Origin of the sequence: Mesorhizobium sp. M0029 (genome assembly GCF_040323735.1) — a bacterium.
Classification (GTDB): Bacteria; Pseudomonadota; Alphaproteobacteria; order Rhizobiales; family Rhizobiaceae; genus Mesorhizobium.
The window spans coordinates 345,064-360,975 of sequence record NZ_JAMYVF010000002.1 but is presented as its reverse complement, the minus strand read 5'-3'; the positions used below and the strand labels follow the sequence as shown (position 1 = coordinate 360,975).

The window sequence follows — 15,912 nt, the reverse complement described above, 5'->3', positions numbered from 1 at the left end:
TCGGAAGTCGGTCGACCGGCTTTTGGACTGGCTAAGTTTGCCAGCGCTGGCAAAGATGGCGCCAAACCGGGCCGGACCTAAAAGCCAGTGAACTGCCTGTTTCGGGCCGACTCTTCATAAACGTCAGGGTGACGGCGGCTTCTTATGAGAGGCCGGCTTTCGGAAACGTGAGAATAGCGCTACGACCTCATTCATATCCATCTCCACATCTGACCAATAGCGATGGTGCCGGTTTACCTTCGGCAGTGGCAGGTGGTTCCGACCATCGTATTCGTCCACCGGCCAAACGGCTCGGGAAGTGGCGCTGCCCTGCCATCTCTCAATGAGATGGTGTGGATTAGTCCGGGTTTTTTCTTGCCTGATCCGGACCGTGACATTGGGATGTTCCCGGTTCGCGGTGCGCAAATTCAGGTAGACGCACCGGATGTATTCTTCGGCGTCGGACAGATCATCAACGATCGAGGCGATTGTTGGGCACGTCCGAATGTCCACAACGTAGTCCCTTGGCACCTCATTCGGCATTTTCCGCTACCTCTCGCCGCGCGGCATCATCATCGCTCGGAAGTCGGGGTCAGGGGATGCTAGCGTTCAGAAACCAATCCGACCAAGCGCCGGTTGCAAGAACTTCAAACAGTTCAAGTTCATCACGAGGATACCGGCGCACAGCCGCATGCGCGTCGTTGTCAGGCTCTGGTTCGTGAACAATTCGAACGCTATGGCCCCGGGTCGAGCACGCGGAACGAATCTCGCTGACCTTGCCCCGCGCAAACCCACTTTTGGGTGAAATCTTCAGCGAGCTTTTGCGAAGCGTGTGGACAGCGGCGATAACCTGTTGCTGGTCAGATCCCGCAAAATGTTCAAGCCAGGTCGCGGATAGATAGGAATCGACGTCGCGCATCACGAAGGCGCCGGGGAGAACTCCGATCACATCGTCCGTGCCATCAGCTTTCCGCAGCTTAGAAAATGGGACACTTCGTATCAAATGGTCTTTATCCGGGATCTTATCTCCCTTCATCAGAGAACCACTGCGCCGGATTGTATGGCTGCAACACGTCAGGAAGACGAAGAATTGTAGTTTGACCGGCTGCAGTCTCACATCCCACATCGGTTTGGGCAGATATCACCCACCGAACGGTGTCATCGGGCTTACAAACGATGGTGAGGCGATTATTTCCCGTTGTCCAAGACGCCACCAAATTTCCGTCACTCGTCGCGCCAAGCCCAGGCCGCCGCGCTTTGAGAAAAATCAGCATGCGAATAAAAGTCAGTGATGATCCGGAAACAACCGGCTTGTCCTCTTCATCCCATTCTTCCGCGTCGAGGAGGCTATCGACCTGTTTGAATAGGCGCGCCCTCCAGTCCGAGGACAACAGGTGCATGGCAACGGTGTTGGTTGTGACTTTGAAAATTGCTTTGGCGTTTTCCAACAGCGTGTTGAGATGGCTGTCAGTGCCGCGAGGCTTGCTATCACCCAAAGGCTTGAATGATCTGGTGAGCGCATTAGACAGTGCATAATTCATCTGAGTTGAATATGCGCCGGCCGCCCCACTCGGTGGCAACGCCGTCAGGATTCGGGGATGAGCCTCTACCGTATGGGTGGTACTTGTCATCGAAATAAATCTCTGGCTCGGTCGGTAATGCAGCGCTCAAAGATAGTGTTCTTCAATGGTCGCGCCTCTTCGAGAATCGCCAGAACATCGGTGCCTTTGGATGGTATGTCGCGCATCCTAAAGACGTCAATGTCCAGCAAAAGGGACATATGGTTCAGCAATGGCGACGGTGCAACTATGGTGGACATAATGTTGCAGTCCCAATGAGGATTCGCTGTCGGCATCGACGCTTGAACAAGAAATGCGGTCATAGGGTTGTCGGAAACCTTTGGGACTTGCGGCAAGAAATTTAGATAGTCATTGAGTTCAATGCGCTCTTCGCCCTTGATTGGTATGTCTATGCGGTTAATAAACCTAGCCCCTAGCCGGATAACGCTCCTTCCCGATTGCCCCTTTGACCAAATACGCCAGTTTTTCCCGATGCGTTCACGTAGAACTTCCCACCCTGGATAGGGTGCGGCACGTGCAACTATTAGGCTGGTGTCCGCGAAGATTACGATATCTGCTTGGTCATCCGAAGTTCTTCGGAAGCGATCCGGTGTTTGATCGGAATGGATCGTGGCAGCACCGCCAAGCGTGTCGATGCGGACTTGAATGCCCTTCTCAATGGATTGGTTCTTGTAGTCGCCCGCCACCTTGTTCGACATCGCCTGCAGGTCATCAAACGATATTGAATTGTTTGTGACGAACTCAACGACGGCTTCGACAATCGGCGGACGTAAATAGGAATTCACCTGATTGCCCTCTTTGGCTCTTTTTCAGGGCATTCTATATCTACACGCTGCCGCCGGGTCGAGCGCTGGTTTTGCACGGCTGGCCCCGATCTAGATATACCTCGCAGAGGGGTACAGGTTCCATTTATGCAAGGCTGATACCAGCGAGGCTTTTCCAATGTGTACTTTCGCTCAATGGGGACCGATCATTTCCGCCCTCACAACGCTTGTTGTCGGCATGATGGTCGCCGCAATCGCCTACCGTCAGTGGCGCGTCGCGCATGAAAAGCTGATCGTTGACCTATTCGACAAGCGGTTCTCTGTTTACAACGATGCTAGGGATGCTGTTCGTGCGTTCTGGTATCCGCCGAATTTTGATGATCCGTTTGAGGTGAAAAAGGCAGCCGGTGACGCCATAAAAATTGGACACGAGAATACTCAAATCGTGAAACTACATGAAGTGGGGCGGCGAGCTCGTTTTCTCTTCGATAGCGACGTGGCGGAAAAAATCAAAGCCGTCAGAGACGCCTTAATCCACTACTCGACTCACGATGCCACGCCATGGGATGAACTCGAACAAGAGAAAAAACGGCACCTTAGCCAGAAATATGTCGAAGCTCAAAAAGCCTCTAACGAATTTCCTGAAGAACTAGCCAGGGCATGCGAAAAATACATGCGAATTACGCGAGCCCTTTAAAGGCAACGTCGCACTATCCTGCGATGCGAAGGGCCGCCCGTTGATCGATGGTTAATTCGCCACGGCGCCGCCGGAAGCCGCTGTAGAGATCATCGACCATGGCCGCCTCCGCTGGGTACAAGATGTGCCCGTAGGATAAGCCCTGCATCATCGCAGTAAGCTCGCGCTCATGTTGCGGGTTGTCGGCAAGGCATTGCTCGACATGAGCATCCAGGATCGTTTTCCAGTCCGCCACGTTGGCTAAGACTGCATCACTGGTCTCACGGCGGAGGCGGGCGAAGATAGTCCGGATATCGAGCTCGCGCATGGTCTGGCTGTAGTCCAGGCCGCGCCGGTTTGCGTCGGAAACGAACCTCTCAAAATCGGCTTGGCCCGGTGTGCCTTCAATCAGGTCCAGGAGATCGGGCAGCTTCGAAAGGATCATGCCGACGCCGCCAAGGATCACGGGCGAGAAAAACAGGAGATCGCTCAGAACCATGGCACGGTCCTTTCCATTTTCATTGTTTGGTGGGTGAGGGGAGCCGGATTCGGCCGAATCTGTTCGCCGCTGTTCGCAGGCGTATATTCGACGGATATTTGATGTATCCGAACAAAATCACAGTAAGTGATTGATTTTGCTGGTACGCCCAAGGGGAATCGAACCCCTGTTACCGCCGTGAAAGGGCGGTGTCCTAACCGCTAGACGATGGGCGCGCTCAGACGAAGCGGCTTATAATTGCGTTGTTGCCAACCGGCAACCCATCAGCCGCCAGATGCGGAAACTTTTTTCAAGAGGGGCGAAAAGGGCCAGTTTGTGAGCCAGCCCAGGTTTTCTGCCCTCGCGTCATTGCACATCTTTGGAGATTAGCCTGAACGCCCCGCGCAGTCGTCATCCTATGGTCTGCGCTGCGTCGCTGCGCGCCTTGCTTCGCCATAGGATGACGAAGTCGCGGGTGCCTCGGCTAATCTCGAACGTCGCTGATAGCTAATCGGGAAAAACGGCAGGCTGCTAACGGCCCCTCGGCCCGTTTGCCGAATGGGGATGCTAACCCCGCCGGCGGCAGCGCCAATTCCAGTCGCGCTCGGGGCCGACGTCGACGTGAACGGATTCGGTATGGCAGTAGGTGCCGACGCCGCCGCGGCCGGGCATGGTTCGGATGTAGCTCGCCAGTTCCCATTTGGAGACGCCGGGAACCTGGATGTCGGCGGCGGCGCAATACATGTGCAGCGAATTCTTGGCGCCGTTGGCGCGCCGGTTGCGGGCCGGGTCGCGGTAGCCTGATGTGACCATCATCTTGCGGCCGTAATGGCCTTCGATGGTCTTCAGCACACGCACCAGCGACGGCTTCAGGCAGGCGACGTCGACGCTCTCGTTTTGCTTCAACAGGCCATTGGGCGCCAGCCGGGCGAGGCCGGCGGCGGAGGCCACCTGATAGGCGCCGCCCGAACCCTCGTCCTCGTTCAGGTCGACGTCGCTTTCGTCGTCGAGGCCGGATTTGCGCTTGATCTCGAACAGCGCCGTCTGGCGCACCCCGGGCAAGGCATCGCTGCCGGTGATGTGGTTGCTCTCGTTGCCAAGCGAGGCAAGCTGCAAGGGCTTGTCGGCGGAATTGGCTGACGCTAGCGTGATGATCGGCTTTGCCGGGACGGCCTTCTGGGAAGCAACCGCAGGCTGTTCGCCCGAGCGCGAGTTGACCAGCGGAGCAGGTGCCGCCGAGGTTGGCGTGGTGCTGAACAGTGAGGCCAGGAAGCCCTTCTTCGGCGTGTCGATCTGCTGGGGCGCGGCGGTCACGTAGACCTCGTTGGTCGCGGGTGCCGCTGCCGTCGCTTTCGGTGCGGTCACGCCGGCATCGGCGGCGGCGATCTTCTGCGCCACGGCGTCCGTTGCGGCCGCGGTCTGTGCTGACTGCTGCAGCGACTGCGGCGTCTGGCCGACAATGGTTTCGGAGCCGGCGGGAACATTGACCGGGAAGCCGGTGCCGGGCTTGGCCACCGGCACATAGGCGACCTGCTCGGGCAGTGTCGCATCGCCCGCTGCCGTCATCATCATCTGCGGCCCGGTGGATGTGACCTGCACGGTCGAATCGCCCGGCGCCGCAGGGCTGGCGCCGGAAGCCGCGGCGATGTCAGAAGCGGTCGCGTTGTAGCCAGGCATGCCGACGGACATTGTGGGGTCGCCGGCGGAGGTGCAGGACGCCAGAAGCACGGAGAAAAGCGCTGCCGCTATAGTGCGACCTTCTCTCCCCGCGAGACGCGATCCTGCTGATTTCAAAACTAAATTCCCCCTCGGTGTCCGGTCGGCCTGCTATTGGTGCGGCGTCGAAACGTTCACATCCAATAACCTTGTGTTCCCAAACCGGAAACGAGACTTGTGTCAATTCTGCAAGCCTCTGAATTATTTGCTCGTTGGAGGCCAATTGAGGCTTCTTGAAGGTTGACGACACCATTTCGCCCCGTTTTGCCGGCTCGTCAACTCACCAGACATTACATTCCGTTACACACAGGCACCTGCAAAAGGTGCCGGCCGTTACACGCGTACCTTCACATAGGTGCCGGGGGCATCACCCAGGGTTTTCATATGCTTGCCCGGTTTGCGGGCCGGAACGAGGGTGTCGTCCTGGGTTTCGATCCAGTGCTGCCAGTGCGTCCACCAGGAGCCGGGATGCTCCACCGCGGAGGCGAGCCACTGGCCAAAATCGCCTGTCGGTTTGCCGCCGGTCCAGTACTGGTATTTCTTGGCTGCCGGCGGGTTGACCACACCGGCAATGTGGCCGGAACCAGCCATCACAAACTCGACGTCGCCGCCGAAATATTGCGAGCCGAGAAACACCGAAAGGGCCGGCGCGATGTGATCTTCCTTCGACGCCAGGTTGTAAACCGGGATGGTGACGTCGGCCAGCGACACAGTGCGGCCGGCGAGTTCCATCACGCCACGAGTCAGATTGTTCTCGAGATAACAGTTGCGCAGGTAGAAGGAGTGGTTGGCGGCCGCCATGCGGGTGGAATCGGCGTTCCAGTAGAGCAGGTCGAAGGGAAGGGGATCCTTGCCGCGCATGTAATTGTTGATGACATAAGGCCAGATCAGGTCGCCCGAGCGCAGCATGTTGAAGGCGGTCGCCATCTTGGTGCCGTCGAGGTAGCCCTTTTCGTTCATCGATTTCTCGACCGCTGCCACCTGGTCCTCGTCGACGAAGACTTTCAGGTCGCCGGCATGGGTGAAGTCGACCTGCGTGGTGAAGAAGGTCGCCGATTTGATGCGGTTGTCGCCTTCCTGTGCCAGCAGTGCGAGTGCGGCCGCCAGCAGCGTGCCGCCGACGCAATAGCCGATGGCGTTGACCTCTTTCTCGCCGGTCGCCTTCTCGATCGTGTCGAGGCCGTATTGCAGGCCTTCCCGTATGTAAGCTTCCCAGCCCTTGGCGCCGTGCCGCTCGTCGGGATTGATCCAGGAGATGACGAACACGGTATGGCCTTGCTCGATCGCCCAGCGGATGAAGGACTTTTGCGGGTTGAGATCGAGGATGTAGAACTTGTTGATCCAGGGCGGGCAGATCAGCAGCGGGCGCTTGAGCACCGTCTCCGTCGTCGGATCGTACTGGATGATTTCGGCGACATCGCTGCGCCCGACCACCTTGCCGGGAGATGTCGCGACGTTCTTGCCGATCTCGAAGGGCGAATAGTCAGCTTGTCTCAGCTTCAGGTCGCCCTTGCCGGCGGCGATGTCTTCGGCCAGCATCTTCATGCCGCGCACCAGGTTTTCGCCATTCGAGGCAACGGTTTCTCGAAACAGCTCCGGATTGGTCAGGATGAAGTTCGACGGCGAGATGGCATTGGACACCTGCTTGACGTAGAAGCTGGCCTTGTGGCGGGTGTGGTCGTCGAGGCCTTCGGCGTGCTCGACCAGGTCGGCCGCCCAGCGCGAGGTGACGAGATAGGCCTGTTTGAGGAAATCGAAGAAAGCGTTGCGACCCCATTCGGGGTCTTGAAAACGCTTGTCGCCGCGCTCGGGCTTGACCGCATCGTCCGGCGCTTCGGCATTCGGGCTAACCTTCTGGATGGCGTTGCCCCAGACCGTCATGTAGCCGGCGAACAGTCGCGTCTGCGCTTCCAGCGCGCGTTGCGGGTCGGCCAGCCAATATTCGCTGAGCTTGGAAAAGGTTTTGACCATGTCGACCACGGGTTCGGCGACATGATCGCGCACCTCGCCTTTTTCGCGCGGCTCGGCCCAGGCGGAGGCGGCTTTGCCGGCCTGTTCGACCATGCGCGCCATGTTCAACGCGAAGCGTTCCGGGTCTTTCACCAGATATTGCTCGACGGTCGAAGATTGATCATCTTCCGCTTTGCTCGAATCAGGTGTTTTGGACATGGCTCGCGGGGTTCCTCCCGAGGCGTTTTCTTGACATATTATCATGGGACATCTGACCGGGTCCAATGCGCTGTACCCCGGCTGCCAGGAAAACAATATGACGATTAACACCGGCAAGACCATTTTTTCGGGGGCAGGCCGCTTTTGCCGCGTCGCGGTTGCAATCGCCTGTCTGGCGCCAGGGCTGCTGGCGGCAAGTGGCTGCACGAGCGCCAATACCGGCAACGGGATGAATGTCGGCCTGACGCAGGGCGCGCAGGACACCGGCTCTTATCCCAATCTCAACATCCCGCCGCAGGTGGCGGCAAGGCAACTCACCCCTGAGGAGACGCAGGCCAAGCTTGCCCAGTTGAAGGGCGAACAGCAGGGGCAAGTGGCCAAGGGCGGCGGCGGTGCCCCGTCCACCAGCCCGGCGGCGCTGAACTCGCTGGCGAAGAACCATGGCAAGGACACGCTGAAGCAGATCGAAGCCAAATGCGATCCCGCCCTCGACCCTACCTGCAAATAAGGCTATATCGCGCGCCGAAAGCGGTCTTTGCCAAAGGCGCCTAGCCAAGCCAACTGTGCTAAAGCCAATCTTAAATCGTCTGGAACTGACATGGAAGAATTTCACAAGGTCCGCCGGCTTCCGCCCTACGTGTTCGAGCAGGTCAACCGGCTGAAGGCCAGCGCCCGTTCGCGCGGCGCCGACATTATCGACCTTGGCATGGGCAATCCGGACCTGCCGACGCCGAAGGCGATCGTCGACAAATTGTGCGAAGTGGTGCGCGATCCGCGCACGCATCGCTATTCCTCCTCCCGCGGCATCCCAGGTCTGCGCCGCGCCCAGGCCGCCTATTATCAGCGCCGCTTCGGCGTGAAGCTCAATCCCGACACGCAGGTGGTGGCGACGCTCGGTTCGAAGGAAGGCTTCGCCAATATGGCGCAGGCGATCACCGCGCCGGGCGACGTGATCCTGTGCCCCAACCCGACCTATCCGATCCATGCTTTCGGCTTCATCATGTCGGGCGGCGTCATCCGTTCGCTGCAGGTCGAGCCGGATGACGGCTTCATCCCGGCGCTCGAGCGCGGTGTCCGTCATTCGATCCCGAAGCCGCTGGCATTGATCCTCAACTATCCGTCGAACCCGACGGCGCTGGTCGCCTCGCTCGATTTCTACAAGGACGTGGTCGCCTTCGCCAAGAAGAACGACATCATCATCCTGTCGGACCTTGCCTATTCGGAGATCTATTTCGACGGCAATCCGCCGCCTTCGGTGCTGCAGGTGCCGGGCGCCATCGATGTCTGCGTCGAGTTCACCTCGATGTCGAAGACCTTCTCCATGCCTGGCTGGCGCATGGGCTTCGCCGTCGGCAATGAGCGGCTGATCTCGGCGTTGACGCGGGTGAAGTCCTATCTCGATTACGGCGCCTTCACGCCGATCCAGGTGGCGGCGGCGCATGCGCTGAATGGCGACGGCGCCGACATCGCCGAAGTTCGCGAGGTCTATTTGAAGCGCCGCGACGTCATGGTCGATGCCTTCAGCCGCGCCGGCTGGACCATTCCGGCACCGGCTGCCTCGATGTTCGCCTGGGCGCCGATCCCGGAGCCGTTCAAGCATCTCGGCTCGCTTGAGTTTTCCAAGCTCCTGATCGAGCACGCCGACGTGGCGGTGGCGCCGGGCATCGGCTTTGGCGAGCATGGCGACGATCATGTCCGCATCGCGCTGGTCGAGAACGAGCACCGGATCCGGCAGGCGGCGCGCAACATCAAGCGCTTCCTGGCGTCCAGCGCCAAGCAGCCGAACAATGTGGTGCCGCTCGCCGCGCATCGCTAAAGTCGCCGCACATCTTATTCGAGCAGATTTTTTGAGGGGCGTCGCCGGGCATGGCTGAAGCGTTGCGTGTTGGAATTGCGGGTCTGGGTACGGTTGGCGCCTCGGTGGCGCGCGTGCTGCGCGACAAGGCAGCGGAACTGACGCGCCAGTGCGGACGCGATGTCATCGTCACCGCTGTTTCGGCTCGCAATGCCAAGCGCGACCGTGGCGTCGACCTCAGCGCCGCCAAATGGTTCGATGATCCGGTGAAGATGGCGCAGACCGCCGACATCGACGTCTTTGTCGAGTTGATCGGCGGCGATGAAGGCCCGGCGCGTTCGTCGGTCAAGGCAGCACTTGAGGCTGGGCGCCACGTCGTCACCGCCAACAAGGCGCTGTTGGCCAAGCACGGCGTGGCGCTTGCCGAAATCGCCGAGAAGAAGGGCGTGCTGCTCAACTACGAGGCGGCAGTTGCCGGCGGCATCCCGGTCATCAAGACGATGCGCGAGGCGATGGCCGGCAATTCGGTCACCCGCGTCTTCGGCATCCTGAACGGCACCTGCAACTACATCCTGACCCGCATGGAGGCCGAGGGCATCTCCTTCGACGAGTGCCTGAAGGACGCGCAACGGCTGGGCTACGCCGAAGCCGATCCGACTTTCGATATCGAGGGCCATGACACGGCGCATAAATTGTCGATCCTGACCAGCCTGGCCTTCGGCACCAAGATCGCCGCCAACGACATCTACATGGAAGGCATTTCCAATATCAGCCAGGCCGATATCCGCGCTGCCGCCGATCTCGGCTACCGGATAAAACTGCTCGGTGTCGCGCAGCGCACCGACAGCGGCATCGAGCAGCGCGTGCACCCGACCATGGTGCCGACCGCGTCGGTGATCGCACAGGTGCATGGCGTGACCAATGCAGTGGCCATCGAAACCGACATTCTGGGCGAACTGCTGCTCTCCGGCCCGGGCGCCGGCGGCAACGCCACCGCGTCCGCCGTGGTCGGCGATATCGCCGACATCGCAAAGAGCCGGCCGGGCTTCCAGCACGGTCCGGTGTTCGGCCTGCCGGCCAAGGAACTGCGCCCCTACAAGAAGGCGCAGATGCGCAGCCATGCCGGCGGCTATTTCATCCGGCTGACCGTGCACGACCGCATCGGTGTCTTTGCCGCGATCGCCAAGCGCATGGCCGACAATGATATTTCGCTGGAATCGATCGTCCAGCATGCCGTCAGCGGCGAGACGGACGCGCAAAAGACGGTGATCCTGGTCACCCACGAGACCACGGAAGCAGCCGTGCGCAAGGCTGTCGACGGCATCACCAAGGACGGCCACCTCACAGACAAGCCGCAGGTTATCCGCATCGAGCGTGCGGGCTAAGCCAAGTCATTTTTCTCCTTTAACCGATTGATGCTGCTGCTGAAAAGTGGTTCAGACGCCATAATGCTCTATCTTTTTGATTTGGAGCCGGATTGAGATTTCAGGTCGAACCCACCAATCATCATCGGGCTCGGGCGGAGGCGTGAGCCGCGAGATCAAGGCGCGTCACCAGGATGTGGAAAAGTTTTGAGACTTTCCTGTTTAGCCGTCGCATATTGCCGGAAATGACAATCTATAGATTACGCCTCCTATGACGGGCGACAAACGCTTCTTCCTCGATGTCAGGCAGTCGGCGACCGGTGTTTCCTGGGAACACCGGTTGAGCGAGCGGCAGGACATGACTGCGCTCGCCATAGCGCAGGGCCACGGCGTGCCCGACATTGTGGCGCGCGTGCTCGCCGGGCGGGGCGTCACCGCGGACCAGGCCGAGCGCTTCCTCGATCCGACGATCCGCAATCTGTTGCCGGATCCGGCTTCGCTGACCGACATGGGCAAGGCTGCGACCCGCATCGCCGAAGCGGTCATGGCCAAGGAGAAGGTGGCAATCTTCGGCGACTACGATGTCGACGGCGCCGCCTCTTCGGCGTTGCTCAAGCGCTTCCTGACGCATTTCTCGGTGCCTTCGGAGATCTACATTCCCGACCGCATCTTCGAGGGCTACGGCCCCAATCCGGAGGCTATGCGCGAACTGGTCTCGCGCGGCGCGACGCTGATCGTCACCGTCGATTGCGGCACCAACAGCGCTGTCTCCATCGATGCCGCCAAGGCCGCAGGCGCCGATGTGGTGGTGCTCGACCACCATCAGGTCGGCGGCCCGCTGCCGGAGGCGACCGCGGTCGTCAATCCCAATCGCGAGGACGACCTTTCCGGGCAAGGCCATCTGTGCGCCGCCGGTGTCGTCTTCCTCACTCTGGTGCAGACGGCGAGGGTCCTGCGCAGCCGATTGCCCGACGCAGCGCCACCGGACCTGTTGTCGTTGCTCGACTTGGCGGCGCTGGCCACGGTTTGCGATGTGGTGCCGCTCATCGGCGTGAACCGCGCTTTCGTCGTCAAGGGACTACAGATGGCGCGGCAGCAGAAGAATGAGGGGCTCGCCGCACTGGCGCGGGTGTCCCGCATCGGTGAGCCGATAAGCACCTTTCATCTCGCCTATCTGATTGGGCCGCGCATCAATGCCGGCGGCCGCATCGGCGATGCAGCACTTGGCAGCCGGCTGCTCGCCACCGACGATCCGGTTGAGGCCAGGACCATTGCCGAGACACTCGACCGGCTCAACCAGGAACGCCAGCAGATGGAACTGGAGATGCTGGCAGCGGCGCGCGCCGAGGCTGACGCCGAACTTGCCGGCGGCAACGGGCCGGCCATCATCGTCACCGCCAGCACCAATTGGCATCCCGGCATTGTCGGCTTGATCGCCTCGCGGCTGAAGGACCATGCGCGGCGGCCGGCCTTCGCCATCGCCTTCAACGCCAATGGCATCGGCACCGGCTCTGGCCGTTCGGTGTCGGGCTTCGATCTCGGACGGCTGGTGCGCGCAGCCGCCGATGCCGGGCTGATCGTCAAGGGCGGCGGCCACGGCATGGCCGCCGGCATCACGGTGGAACGCGCCAAGCTCGGCGAACTCCGTGCTTTCTTCGAGGAGCGCGCGGCGGCCGAAGTGTTCCGGCTGCAGGACGAAGAAAGTCTGGCCGTCGACGGCGCGCTCGCCGCCGAGGGCGCGACGATTGCTTTGCTCGATGCACTGGAAAAGGCCGGGCCTTTCGGCGCCGGCCATGTCGCGCCGGTGTTCGCGCTGCCGCGCCATCGGCTGGCCGACGCGCGGGCCGTCGGCACCAACCACATCCGGGCTGATCTGCAGTCGGAAAGCGGCGGCCGCATCCAGGGCATCGCCTTTCGATCCGTCGATACCGCGCTGGGCGAATTCCTGTTCAAGAACAGGGGCAACACGATCCATGTAGCCGGCTCGCTGTCGGGGAATTATTGGAACGGCAACCGCACGGTGCAGTTCCGCATCACCGATGCGGCCAAAGCCTGACATTGCCGAACTGGTTTAAGCGAGGACCGTCTGCAGCCGCTTCAACTCGCTGATCTGCGCCATCGTCGCCTGGTAACCGACGCTGATCGCCTCATCCGCGCGGTGGAATTCGGTCAAGCCGATATGGCTGAGTTTCGGTTGCAGCGACATGTCGGGCGGATCGCCCGCCAGCCTCGCGCGTGAAATCCGGTCCTGGATGATGTTGAAGGCTTCGACCATGACGCCGGTGATGCCGAGACGGCTCTGGTGCGGCTGGTGGTCGGGGCTGGCCTGGCCTGGCCGGGGCGCGTCCTTCTCGATGAGCAGTTCGCCGGCGCTGTGCTTGATGACGGCGGCGCGGCCGAACAGATCGTAGTGAAGGTTGACCGCGACGACCAGCGGCTGCTCGTAGGCGCGGCAGACCGAAACCGGAACCGGGTTGACCAGCGCGCCGTCGACCAGAATGCGGCCGTTGCAATTCACCGGTTCGAACACGCCGGGCAGCGCATAGGAAGCCCGCATCGCGGTGATCAGCGAACCGCTGGACAGCCAGATCTCATGGCCGGTGCGAATTTCGGCGCCAACGGCGACGAAGGGTTTCGTCAGATCCTCGAAGCGGATGCCTGCCATGTGCTCGCGCAGCCTGACGTCCAGTTTCATGCCGCCGAACAGGCCGCTGCCGCGCAGATTGAGATCGAGCAGGCCGAAGATGCGCCGCTTGGTCAGGCTGCGGGCGAACTCCTCGAGTTCGTCCAGCTTGCCGGCGAGATAGCAGCCGCCAACCAGCGCGCCGATCGAGGTGCCGGCGATCATCGAGACTTCGATGCCGGCTTCGTCGAGCGCGCGCAGCACGCCAATGTGCGCCCAGCCGCGTGCGCAGCCGCCGCCCAGCGCGAGCGAAATGCCTGTCTTGCCCGCGGGTTGCGGGTCAGGCACGCCGCCGGACGATGAGGGGCCATTGGCCTCCCGCACGTCTGGTCTGCTACGCAATGACGCCCACTCGAGCATCATGATCTCCCTTGTCCCGCGTCCGTTCTACAGGAAGGACGTTTGAGAATAGTGAATATGAGTGGTTTGCGACTGTTGAATGGTTCACGCGGGCTTCCGATACGTTTTTTCCGCATCGAACAGCGGCGTGCTGCCATCGCCGGCAAGCGTTGCCTTGCCGCCGATTAGCCCCACCGTCCGATAAAAACATGAACGCCGGCCGGTGTGACAAGTTGCGTCGTGGCCCAACACTTTGACGCGCAACCATATGGCGTCCTGGTCACAATCCGTGAGCATCTCGACGACCGTCTGAAAATTGCCTGATGTTTCGCCCTTCTTCCACAGCGTGCTGCGCGAGCGCGACCAGTAGTGCGCGATGCCGGTTTCGAGCGTCAGCGCCAGCGCCTCGGCATTCATATGCGCGACCATCAGCAGCATACCGTCAGCGGCGTCGGTGACGACGACGGTGACCAGCCCGGCAGCATCGAAGCGCGGGGAAAACACCGCGCCTTCTTCGAGAGCCTTCTTGTCTGATGGAGCCGTGGGAAATGTTAGTGCCGACATCGCCGGTCCTTGATCTAGCGATGCCGGCGAGGGGCTTACGCCCCGAGGCCGCGCACCATGGTGACGAAACGGACCTGTTCCTCGGGCGTGTCCTTGAACACGCCGGTGAAGGTCGAGGTCAGCGTGGTGGAGCCCTGCTTGCGGATGCCGCGCATGGCCATGCACATATGCTCGGCCTCGATCATGACGGCGACACCGCGCGGATTGAGCACGTCCTGGATGACGCCGGCGATCTGTGCGGTCATGGCCTCCTGAGTCTGCAGGCGATGGGCGAAGATATCGACGACGCGCGCGATCTTGGACAGGCCGACGACCTTGCCGTCCGGGAGGTAGCCGACATGCGCCTTGCCGATGATCGGCACCATGTGGTGCTCGCAATGCGAGTGGAACTGGATGTCCCTGACGATGACGAGATCGTCATAGCCGGCGACTTCCTCGAAGGTGCGGCCGAGTTCTTCGGCCGGGCACATGTCATAGCCGTTGAACATTTCGAGAAAGGCCTTGGTGACGCGCTTGGGCGTGTCGATCAGGCCCTCGCGGTCCGGATTGTCGCCGGTCCAGCGCAACAGCGTGCGCACGGCGGCCTCGACCTCGGCTTCGCTCGGCCTGTCGGTGACCGGCTTGTCCAGATAGTCGGAAGGGGGCATGATTTTCTTGATGACGGCATCCATAAAGGCGTCTCCCGTAGTTCCTCTCTCAGGAGGAACGAGTTGAACGGACCACGACCTTTCGGGTGCTGAAAACTCGCCCGGTTTCCAGCCCGCAAGCGGCGTGAACGAAATGGGCAAGGACGATGGCTTTGCGTTGCCTTGTCGATACCCGACTGCCAGCATTATATATGGTCGTGCGCAGCGAATGAAAGACGCCACAGCGGCAATCGCTGTTCGCTTGGCGGCGACGGATTGGAAAAATATGATTGACGACGTCTACAATGCGAAAATTCTGGGTTTTGCCGGAAACATCGCCCGCATAGGCCGGCTCGATCATCCGGATGCGAGTGCCAAGGCTCATTCCAAATTGTGCGGCTCGACGGTAACCGTCGACCTCAAGATGGACAATGGCGTCGTCACCGATTTCGCTCATGACGTGAAGGCCTGCGCCCTCGGCCAAGCCTCGTCCTCGATCATGGCTCAACATGTCATCGGCGCCAGCGCCGACGAATTGCGGGCGGTGCGCGACACCATGCTGAAGATGCTCAAGGAAAATGGCGCGCCGCCGCAAGGCCGCTTTGCCGATCTGAGATATCTGGAGCCGGTGCGCGACTACAAGGCGCGCCATGCCTCGACCATGCTGACCTTCGATGCGGTCGTCGATGCCATCGGTCAGATCGAGAAGAAACGCGCAGAAGAAGCAGCGTGACATAGCGCGGGCTTCGCGCAGGACATGACGGAGGAAGTGTTTGCATTGGTTGATGGTGGCTTCGGGCCTTGTGGTTTCGCTGGTCACGAGTGGCTATGCTGCCGGCGCAGAAAACGCCTCGCAGCAGAAGGCTGCCGCCTACCTCGCTGACAAGCTGGCTGGCTGCTGGATTATCCCCGTCGGCGACGAACTTGTGGCCACACGCGTCAAAATCAGCTTTAACCGGGATGGTTCGCTGGCGGCGCCGCCGAAGGTACTCAATCTTGCAACAGAACCACAGGGCAAGAAGTTCGATGACAGCGCAGTTCGGGCGATTACCCGTTGTGCGCCCTTCATTGGCCTTGCGATTTATGCCGATAGCTACCAGGCTTGGCGCGAGACGACGGTCAATTTCGACGGCCGAGTGATGTCATCCGGCGCGCAGCAGAAATAGAACCGAGGGCTTA

Annotated in this window: 16 protein-coding genes and 1 tRNA gene; 7 read left to right on the top strand and 10 right to left on the bottom strand. The window is 60.7% G+C overall.

Annotation, left to right across the window (positions count from 1 at the left end):
- Positions 1-571 precede the first annotated feature (571 nt).
- Genes NKJ76_RS04995 through NKJ76_RS04985 form a run of 3 tightly spaced genes read right to left on the bottom strand, consistent with a single transcriptional unit; the run spans position 572 to position 2,344 of the window.
- Positions 572-1,015: a hypothetical protein gene (locus tag NKJ76_RS04995; protein ID WP_352536893.1), complete on the bottom strand. Its 444-nt coding sequence runs from the start codon at positions 1,013-1,015 to the stop codon at positions 572-574.
- Positions 1,002-1,610, bottom strand: coding sequence for a hypothetical protein (locus tag NKJ76_RS04990; protein ID WP_352536892.1), 609 nt, complete (start codon positions 1,608-1,610; stop codon positions 1,002-1,004). The genes NKJ76_RS04995 and NKJ76_RS04990 overlap by 14 nt, the downstream gene beginning before the upstream one ends.
- Entirely contained in the window at positions 1,607-2,344 is a 738-nt protein-coding gene (locus NKJ76_RS04985; RefSeq protein WP_352536891.1) for a TIGR04255 family protein, read from the bottom strand. Before NKJ76_RS04985 ends, NKJ76_RS04990 begins: the two co-directional genes overlap by 4 nt.
- A 157-nt stretch (positions 2,345-2,501) precedes the next feature.
- Here NKJ76_RS04985 and NKJ76_RS04980 point away from each other — a divergent pair, with 157 nt between their 5' ends.
- On the top strand, positions 2,502-3,020 hold the full coding sequence (locus NKJ76_RS04980) for a hypothetical protein (RefSeq protein WP_352536890.1): 519 nt from the start codon (positions 2,502-2,504) through the stop codon (positions 3,018-3,020).
- Positions 3,021-3,033: 13 nt separating this feature from the next.
- On the opposite strand, the gene NKJ76_RS04975 is transcribed toward NKJ76_RS04980, so the two are convergent.
- The 4 genes from NKJ76_RS04975 to phaC form a co-directional block, all read right to left on the bottom strand.
- Positions 3,034-3,498 (bottom strand): hypothetical protein, encoded by a 465-nt coding sequence (locus NKJ76_RS04975; RefSeq protein ID WP_352536889.1) that lies wholly within the window; start codon positions 3,496-3,498, stop codon positions 3,034-3,036.
- A 140-nt stretch (positions 3,499-3,638) separates the two neighbouring features.
- Positions 3,639-3,713 (bottom strand) — tRNA-Glu (locus NKJ76_RS04970).
- 331 nt (positions 3,714-4,044) lie between these two features.
- The gene (locus NKJ76_RS04965; protein WP_245259993.1) at positions 4,045-5,166 is read right to left on the bottom strand and encodes a D-Ala-D-Ala carboxypeptidase family metallohydrolase; all 1,122 of its coding nucleotides are present in this window, start codon (positions 5,164-5,166) and stop codon (positions 4,045-4,047) included.
- Between the two features lie 360 nt (positions 5,167-5,526).
- On the bottom strand, positions 5,527-7,362 hold the full coding sequence (gene phaC / locus NKJ76_RS04960; RefSeq protein WP_352536888.1) for a class I poly(R)-hydroxyalkanoic acid synthase: 1,836 nt from the start codon (positions 7,360-7,362) through the stop codon (positions 5,527-5,529).
- A gap of 97 nt (positions 7,363-7,459) precedes the next feature.
- Between phaC and NKJ76_RS04955 the strand changes: the two genes are divergently transcribed.
- The 4 genes from NKJ76_RS04955 to recJ all read left to right on the top strand — a co-directional run bounded on the left by NKJ76_RS04955 (position 7,460) and on the right by recJ (position 12,577).
- The gene (locus NKJ76_RS04955) at positions 7,460-7,870 is read left to right on the top strand and encodes a hypothetical protein (RefSeq protein ID WP_023691128.1); all 411 of its coding nucleotides are present in this window, start codon (positions 7,460-7,462) and stop codon (positions 7,868-7,870) included.
- 90 nt (positions 7,871-7,960) lie between these two features.
- Positions 7,961-9,178 (top strand): LL-diaminopimelate aminotransferase, encoded by a 1,218-nt coding sequence (locus NKJ76_RS04950; RefSeq protein ID WP_023681615.1) that lies wholly within the window; start codon positions 7,961-7,963, stop codon positions 9,176-9,178.
- Between the two features lie 50 nt (positions 9,179-9,228).
- Entirely contained in the window at positions 9,229-10,542 is a 1,314-nt protein-coding gene (locus tag NKJ76_RS04945; protein ID WP_023815393.1) for a homoserine dehydrogenase, read from the top strand.
- A 250-nt stretch (positions 10,543-10,792) separates the two neighbouring features.
- Positions 10,793-12,577, top strand: coding sequence for a single-stranded-DNA-specific exonuclease RecJ (gene recJ, locus NKJ76_RS04940; protein ID WP_023815392.1), 1,785 nt, complete (start codon positions 10,793-10,795; stop codon positions 12,575-12,577).
- A gap of 15 nt (positions 12,578-12,592) precedes the next feature.
- Here recJ and NKJ76_RS04935 read toward each other — a convergent pair whose 3' ends face one another.
- From NKJ76_RS04935 to folE, 3 genes are all read right to left on the bottom strand, one after another.
- The gene (locus NKJ76_RS04935) at positions 12,593-13,564 is read right to left on the bottom strand and encodes a patatin family protein (RefSeq protein ID WP_023667624.1); all 972 of its coding nucleotides are present in this window, start codon (positions 13,562-13,564) and stop codon (positions 12,593-12,595) included.
- 84 nt (positions 13,565-13,648) lie between these two features.
- A complete protein-coding gene (gene hisI, locus NKJ76_RS04930) occupies positions 13,649-14,107 on the bottom strand; it encodes a phosphoribosyl-AMP cyclohydrolase (protein WP_023729882.1) in 459 nt (152 codons plus the stop codon).
- A 35-nt stretch (positions 14,108-14,142) separates the two neighbouring features.
- On the bottom strand, positions 14,143-14,778 hold the full coding sequence (gene folE, locus NKJ76_RS04925) for a GTP cyclohydrolase I FolE (protein WP_023667622.1): 636 nt from the start codon (positions 14,776-14,778) through the stop codon (positions 14,143-14,145).
- Positions 14,779-15,019: 241 nt separating this feature from the next.
- On the opposite strand from folE, the gene NKJ76_RS04920 reads away from it, so the two are divergent.
- Both NKJ76_RS04920 and tolA read left to right on the top strand, forming a co-directional pair.
- Positions 15,020-15,466 (top strand): iron-sulfur cluster assembly scaffold protein, encoded by a 447-nt coding sequence (locus tag NKJ76_RS04920; protein ID WP_023707147.1) that lies wholly within the window; start codon positions 15,020-15,022, stop codon positions 15,464-15,466.
- Positions 15,467-15,518: 52 nt separating this feature from the next.
- On the top strand, positions 15,519-15,899 hold the full coding sequence (gene tolA, locus NKJ76_RS04915; RefSeq protein WP_023667620.1) for a cell envelope integrity protein TolA: 381 nt from the start codon (positions 15,519-15,521) through the stop codon (positions 15,897-15,899).
- Positions 15,900-15,912 lie beyond the last annotated feature (13 nt).

Excerpts from the sequence above, each read along its gene's own strand:
- recJ (WP_023815392.1), top strand. The coding sequence starts at position 10,793 with ATGACGGGCGACAAACGCTTCTTCCTCGATGTCAGGCAGTCGGCGACC.
- phaC (WP_352536888.1), bottom strand. The coding sequence starts at position 7,362 with ATGTCCAAAACACCTGATTCGAGCAAAGCGGAAGATGATCAATCTTCG.
- NKJ76_RS04920 (WP_023707147.1), top strand. The coding sequence starts at position 15,020 with ATGATTGACGACGTCTACAATGCGAAAATTCTGGGTTTTGCCGGAAAC.
- NKJ76_RS04975 (WP_352536889.1), bottom strand. The coding sequence starts at position 3,498 with ATGGTTCTGAGCGATCTCCTGTTTTTCTCGCCCGTGATCCTTGGCGGC.
- tolA (WP_023667620.1), top strand. The coding sequence starts at position 15,519 with ATGGTGGCTTCGGGCCTTGTGGTTTCGCTGGTCACGAGTGGCTATGCT.
- NKJ76_RS04955 (WP_023691128.1), top strand. The coding sequence starts at position 7,460 with ATGACGATTAACACCGGCAAGACCATTTTTTCGGGGGCAGGCCGCTTT.
- NKJ76_RS04935 (WP_023667624.1), bottom strand. The coding sequence starts at position 13,564 with ATGCTCGAGTGGGCGTCATTGCGTAGCAGACCAGACGTGCGGGAGGCC.
- NKJ76_RS04950 (WP_023681615.1), top strand. The coding sequence starts at position 7,961 with ATGGAAGAATTTCACAAGGTCCGCCGGCTTCCGCCCTACGTGTTCGAG.
- NKJ76_RS04945 (WP_023815393.1), top strand. The coding sequence starts at position 9,229 with ATGGCTGAAGCGTTGCGTGTTGGAATTGCGGGTCTGGGTACGGTTGGC.
- NKJ76_RS04990 (WP_352536892.1), bottom strand. The coding sequence starts at position 1,610 with ATGACAAGTACCACCCATACGGTAGAGGCTCATCCCCGAATCCTGACG.
- hisI (WP_023729882.1), bottom strand. The coding sequence starts at position 14,107 with ATGTCGGCACTAACATTTCCCACGGCTCCATCAGACAAGAAGGCTCTC.
- NKJ76_RS04995 (WP_352536893.1), bottom strand. The coding sequence starts at position 1,015 with ATGAAGGGAGATAAGATCCCGGATAAAGACCATTTGATACGAAGTGTC.
- folE (WP_023667622.1), bottom strand. The coding sequence starts at position 14,778 with ATGGATGCCGTCATCAAGAAAATCATGCCCCCTTCCGACTATCTGGAC.
- NKJ76_RS04980 (WP_352536890.1), top strand. The coding sequence starts at position 2,502 with ATGTGTACTTTCGCTCAATGGGGACCGATCATTTCCGCCCTCACAACG.
- NKJ76_RS04965 (WP_245259993.1), bottom strand. The coding sequence starts at position 5,166 with ATGTCCGTCGGCATGCCTGGCTACAACGCGACCGCTTCTGACATCGCC.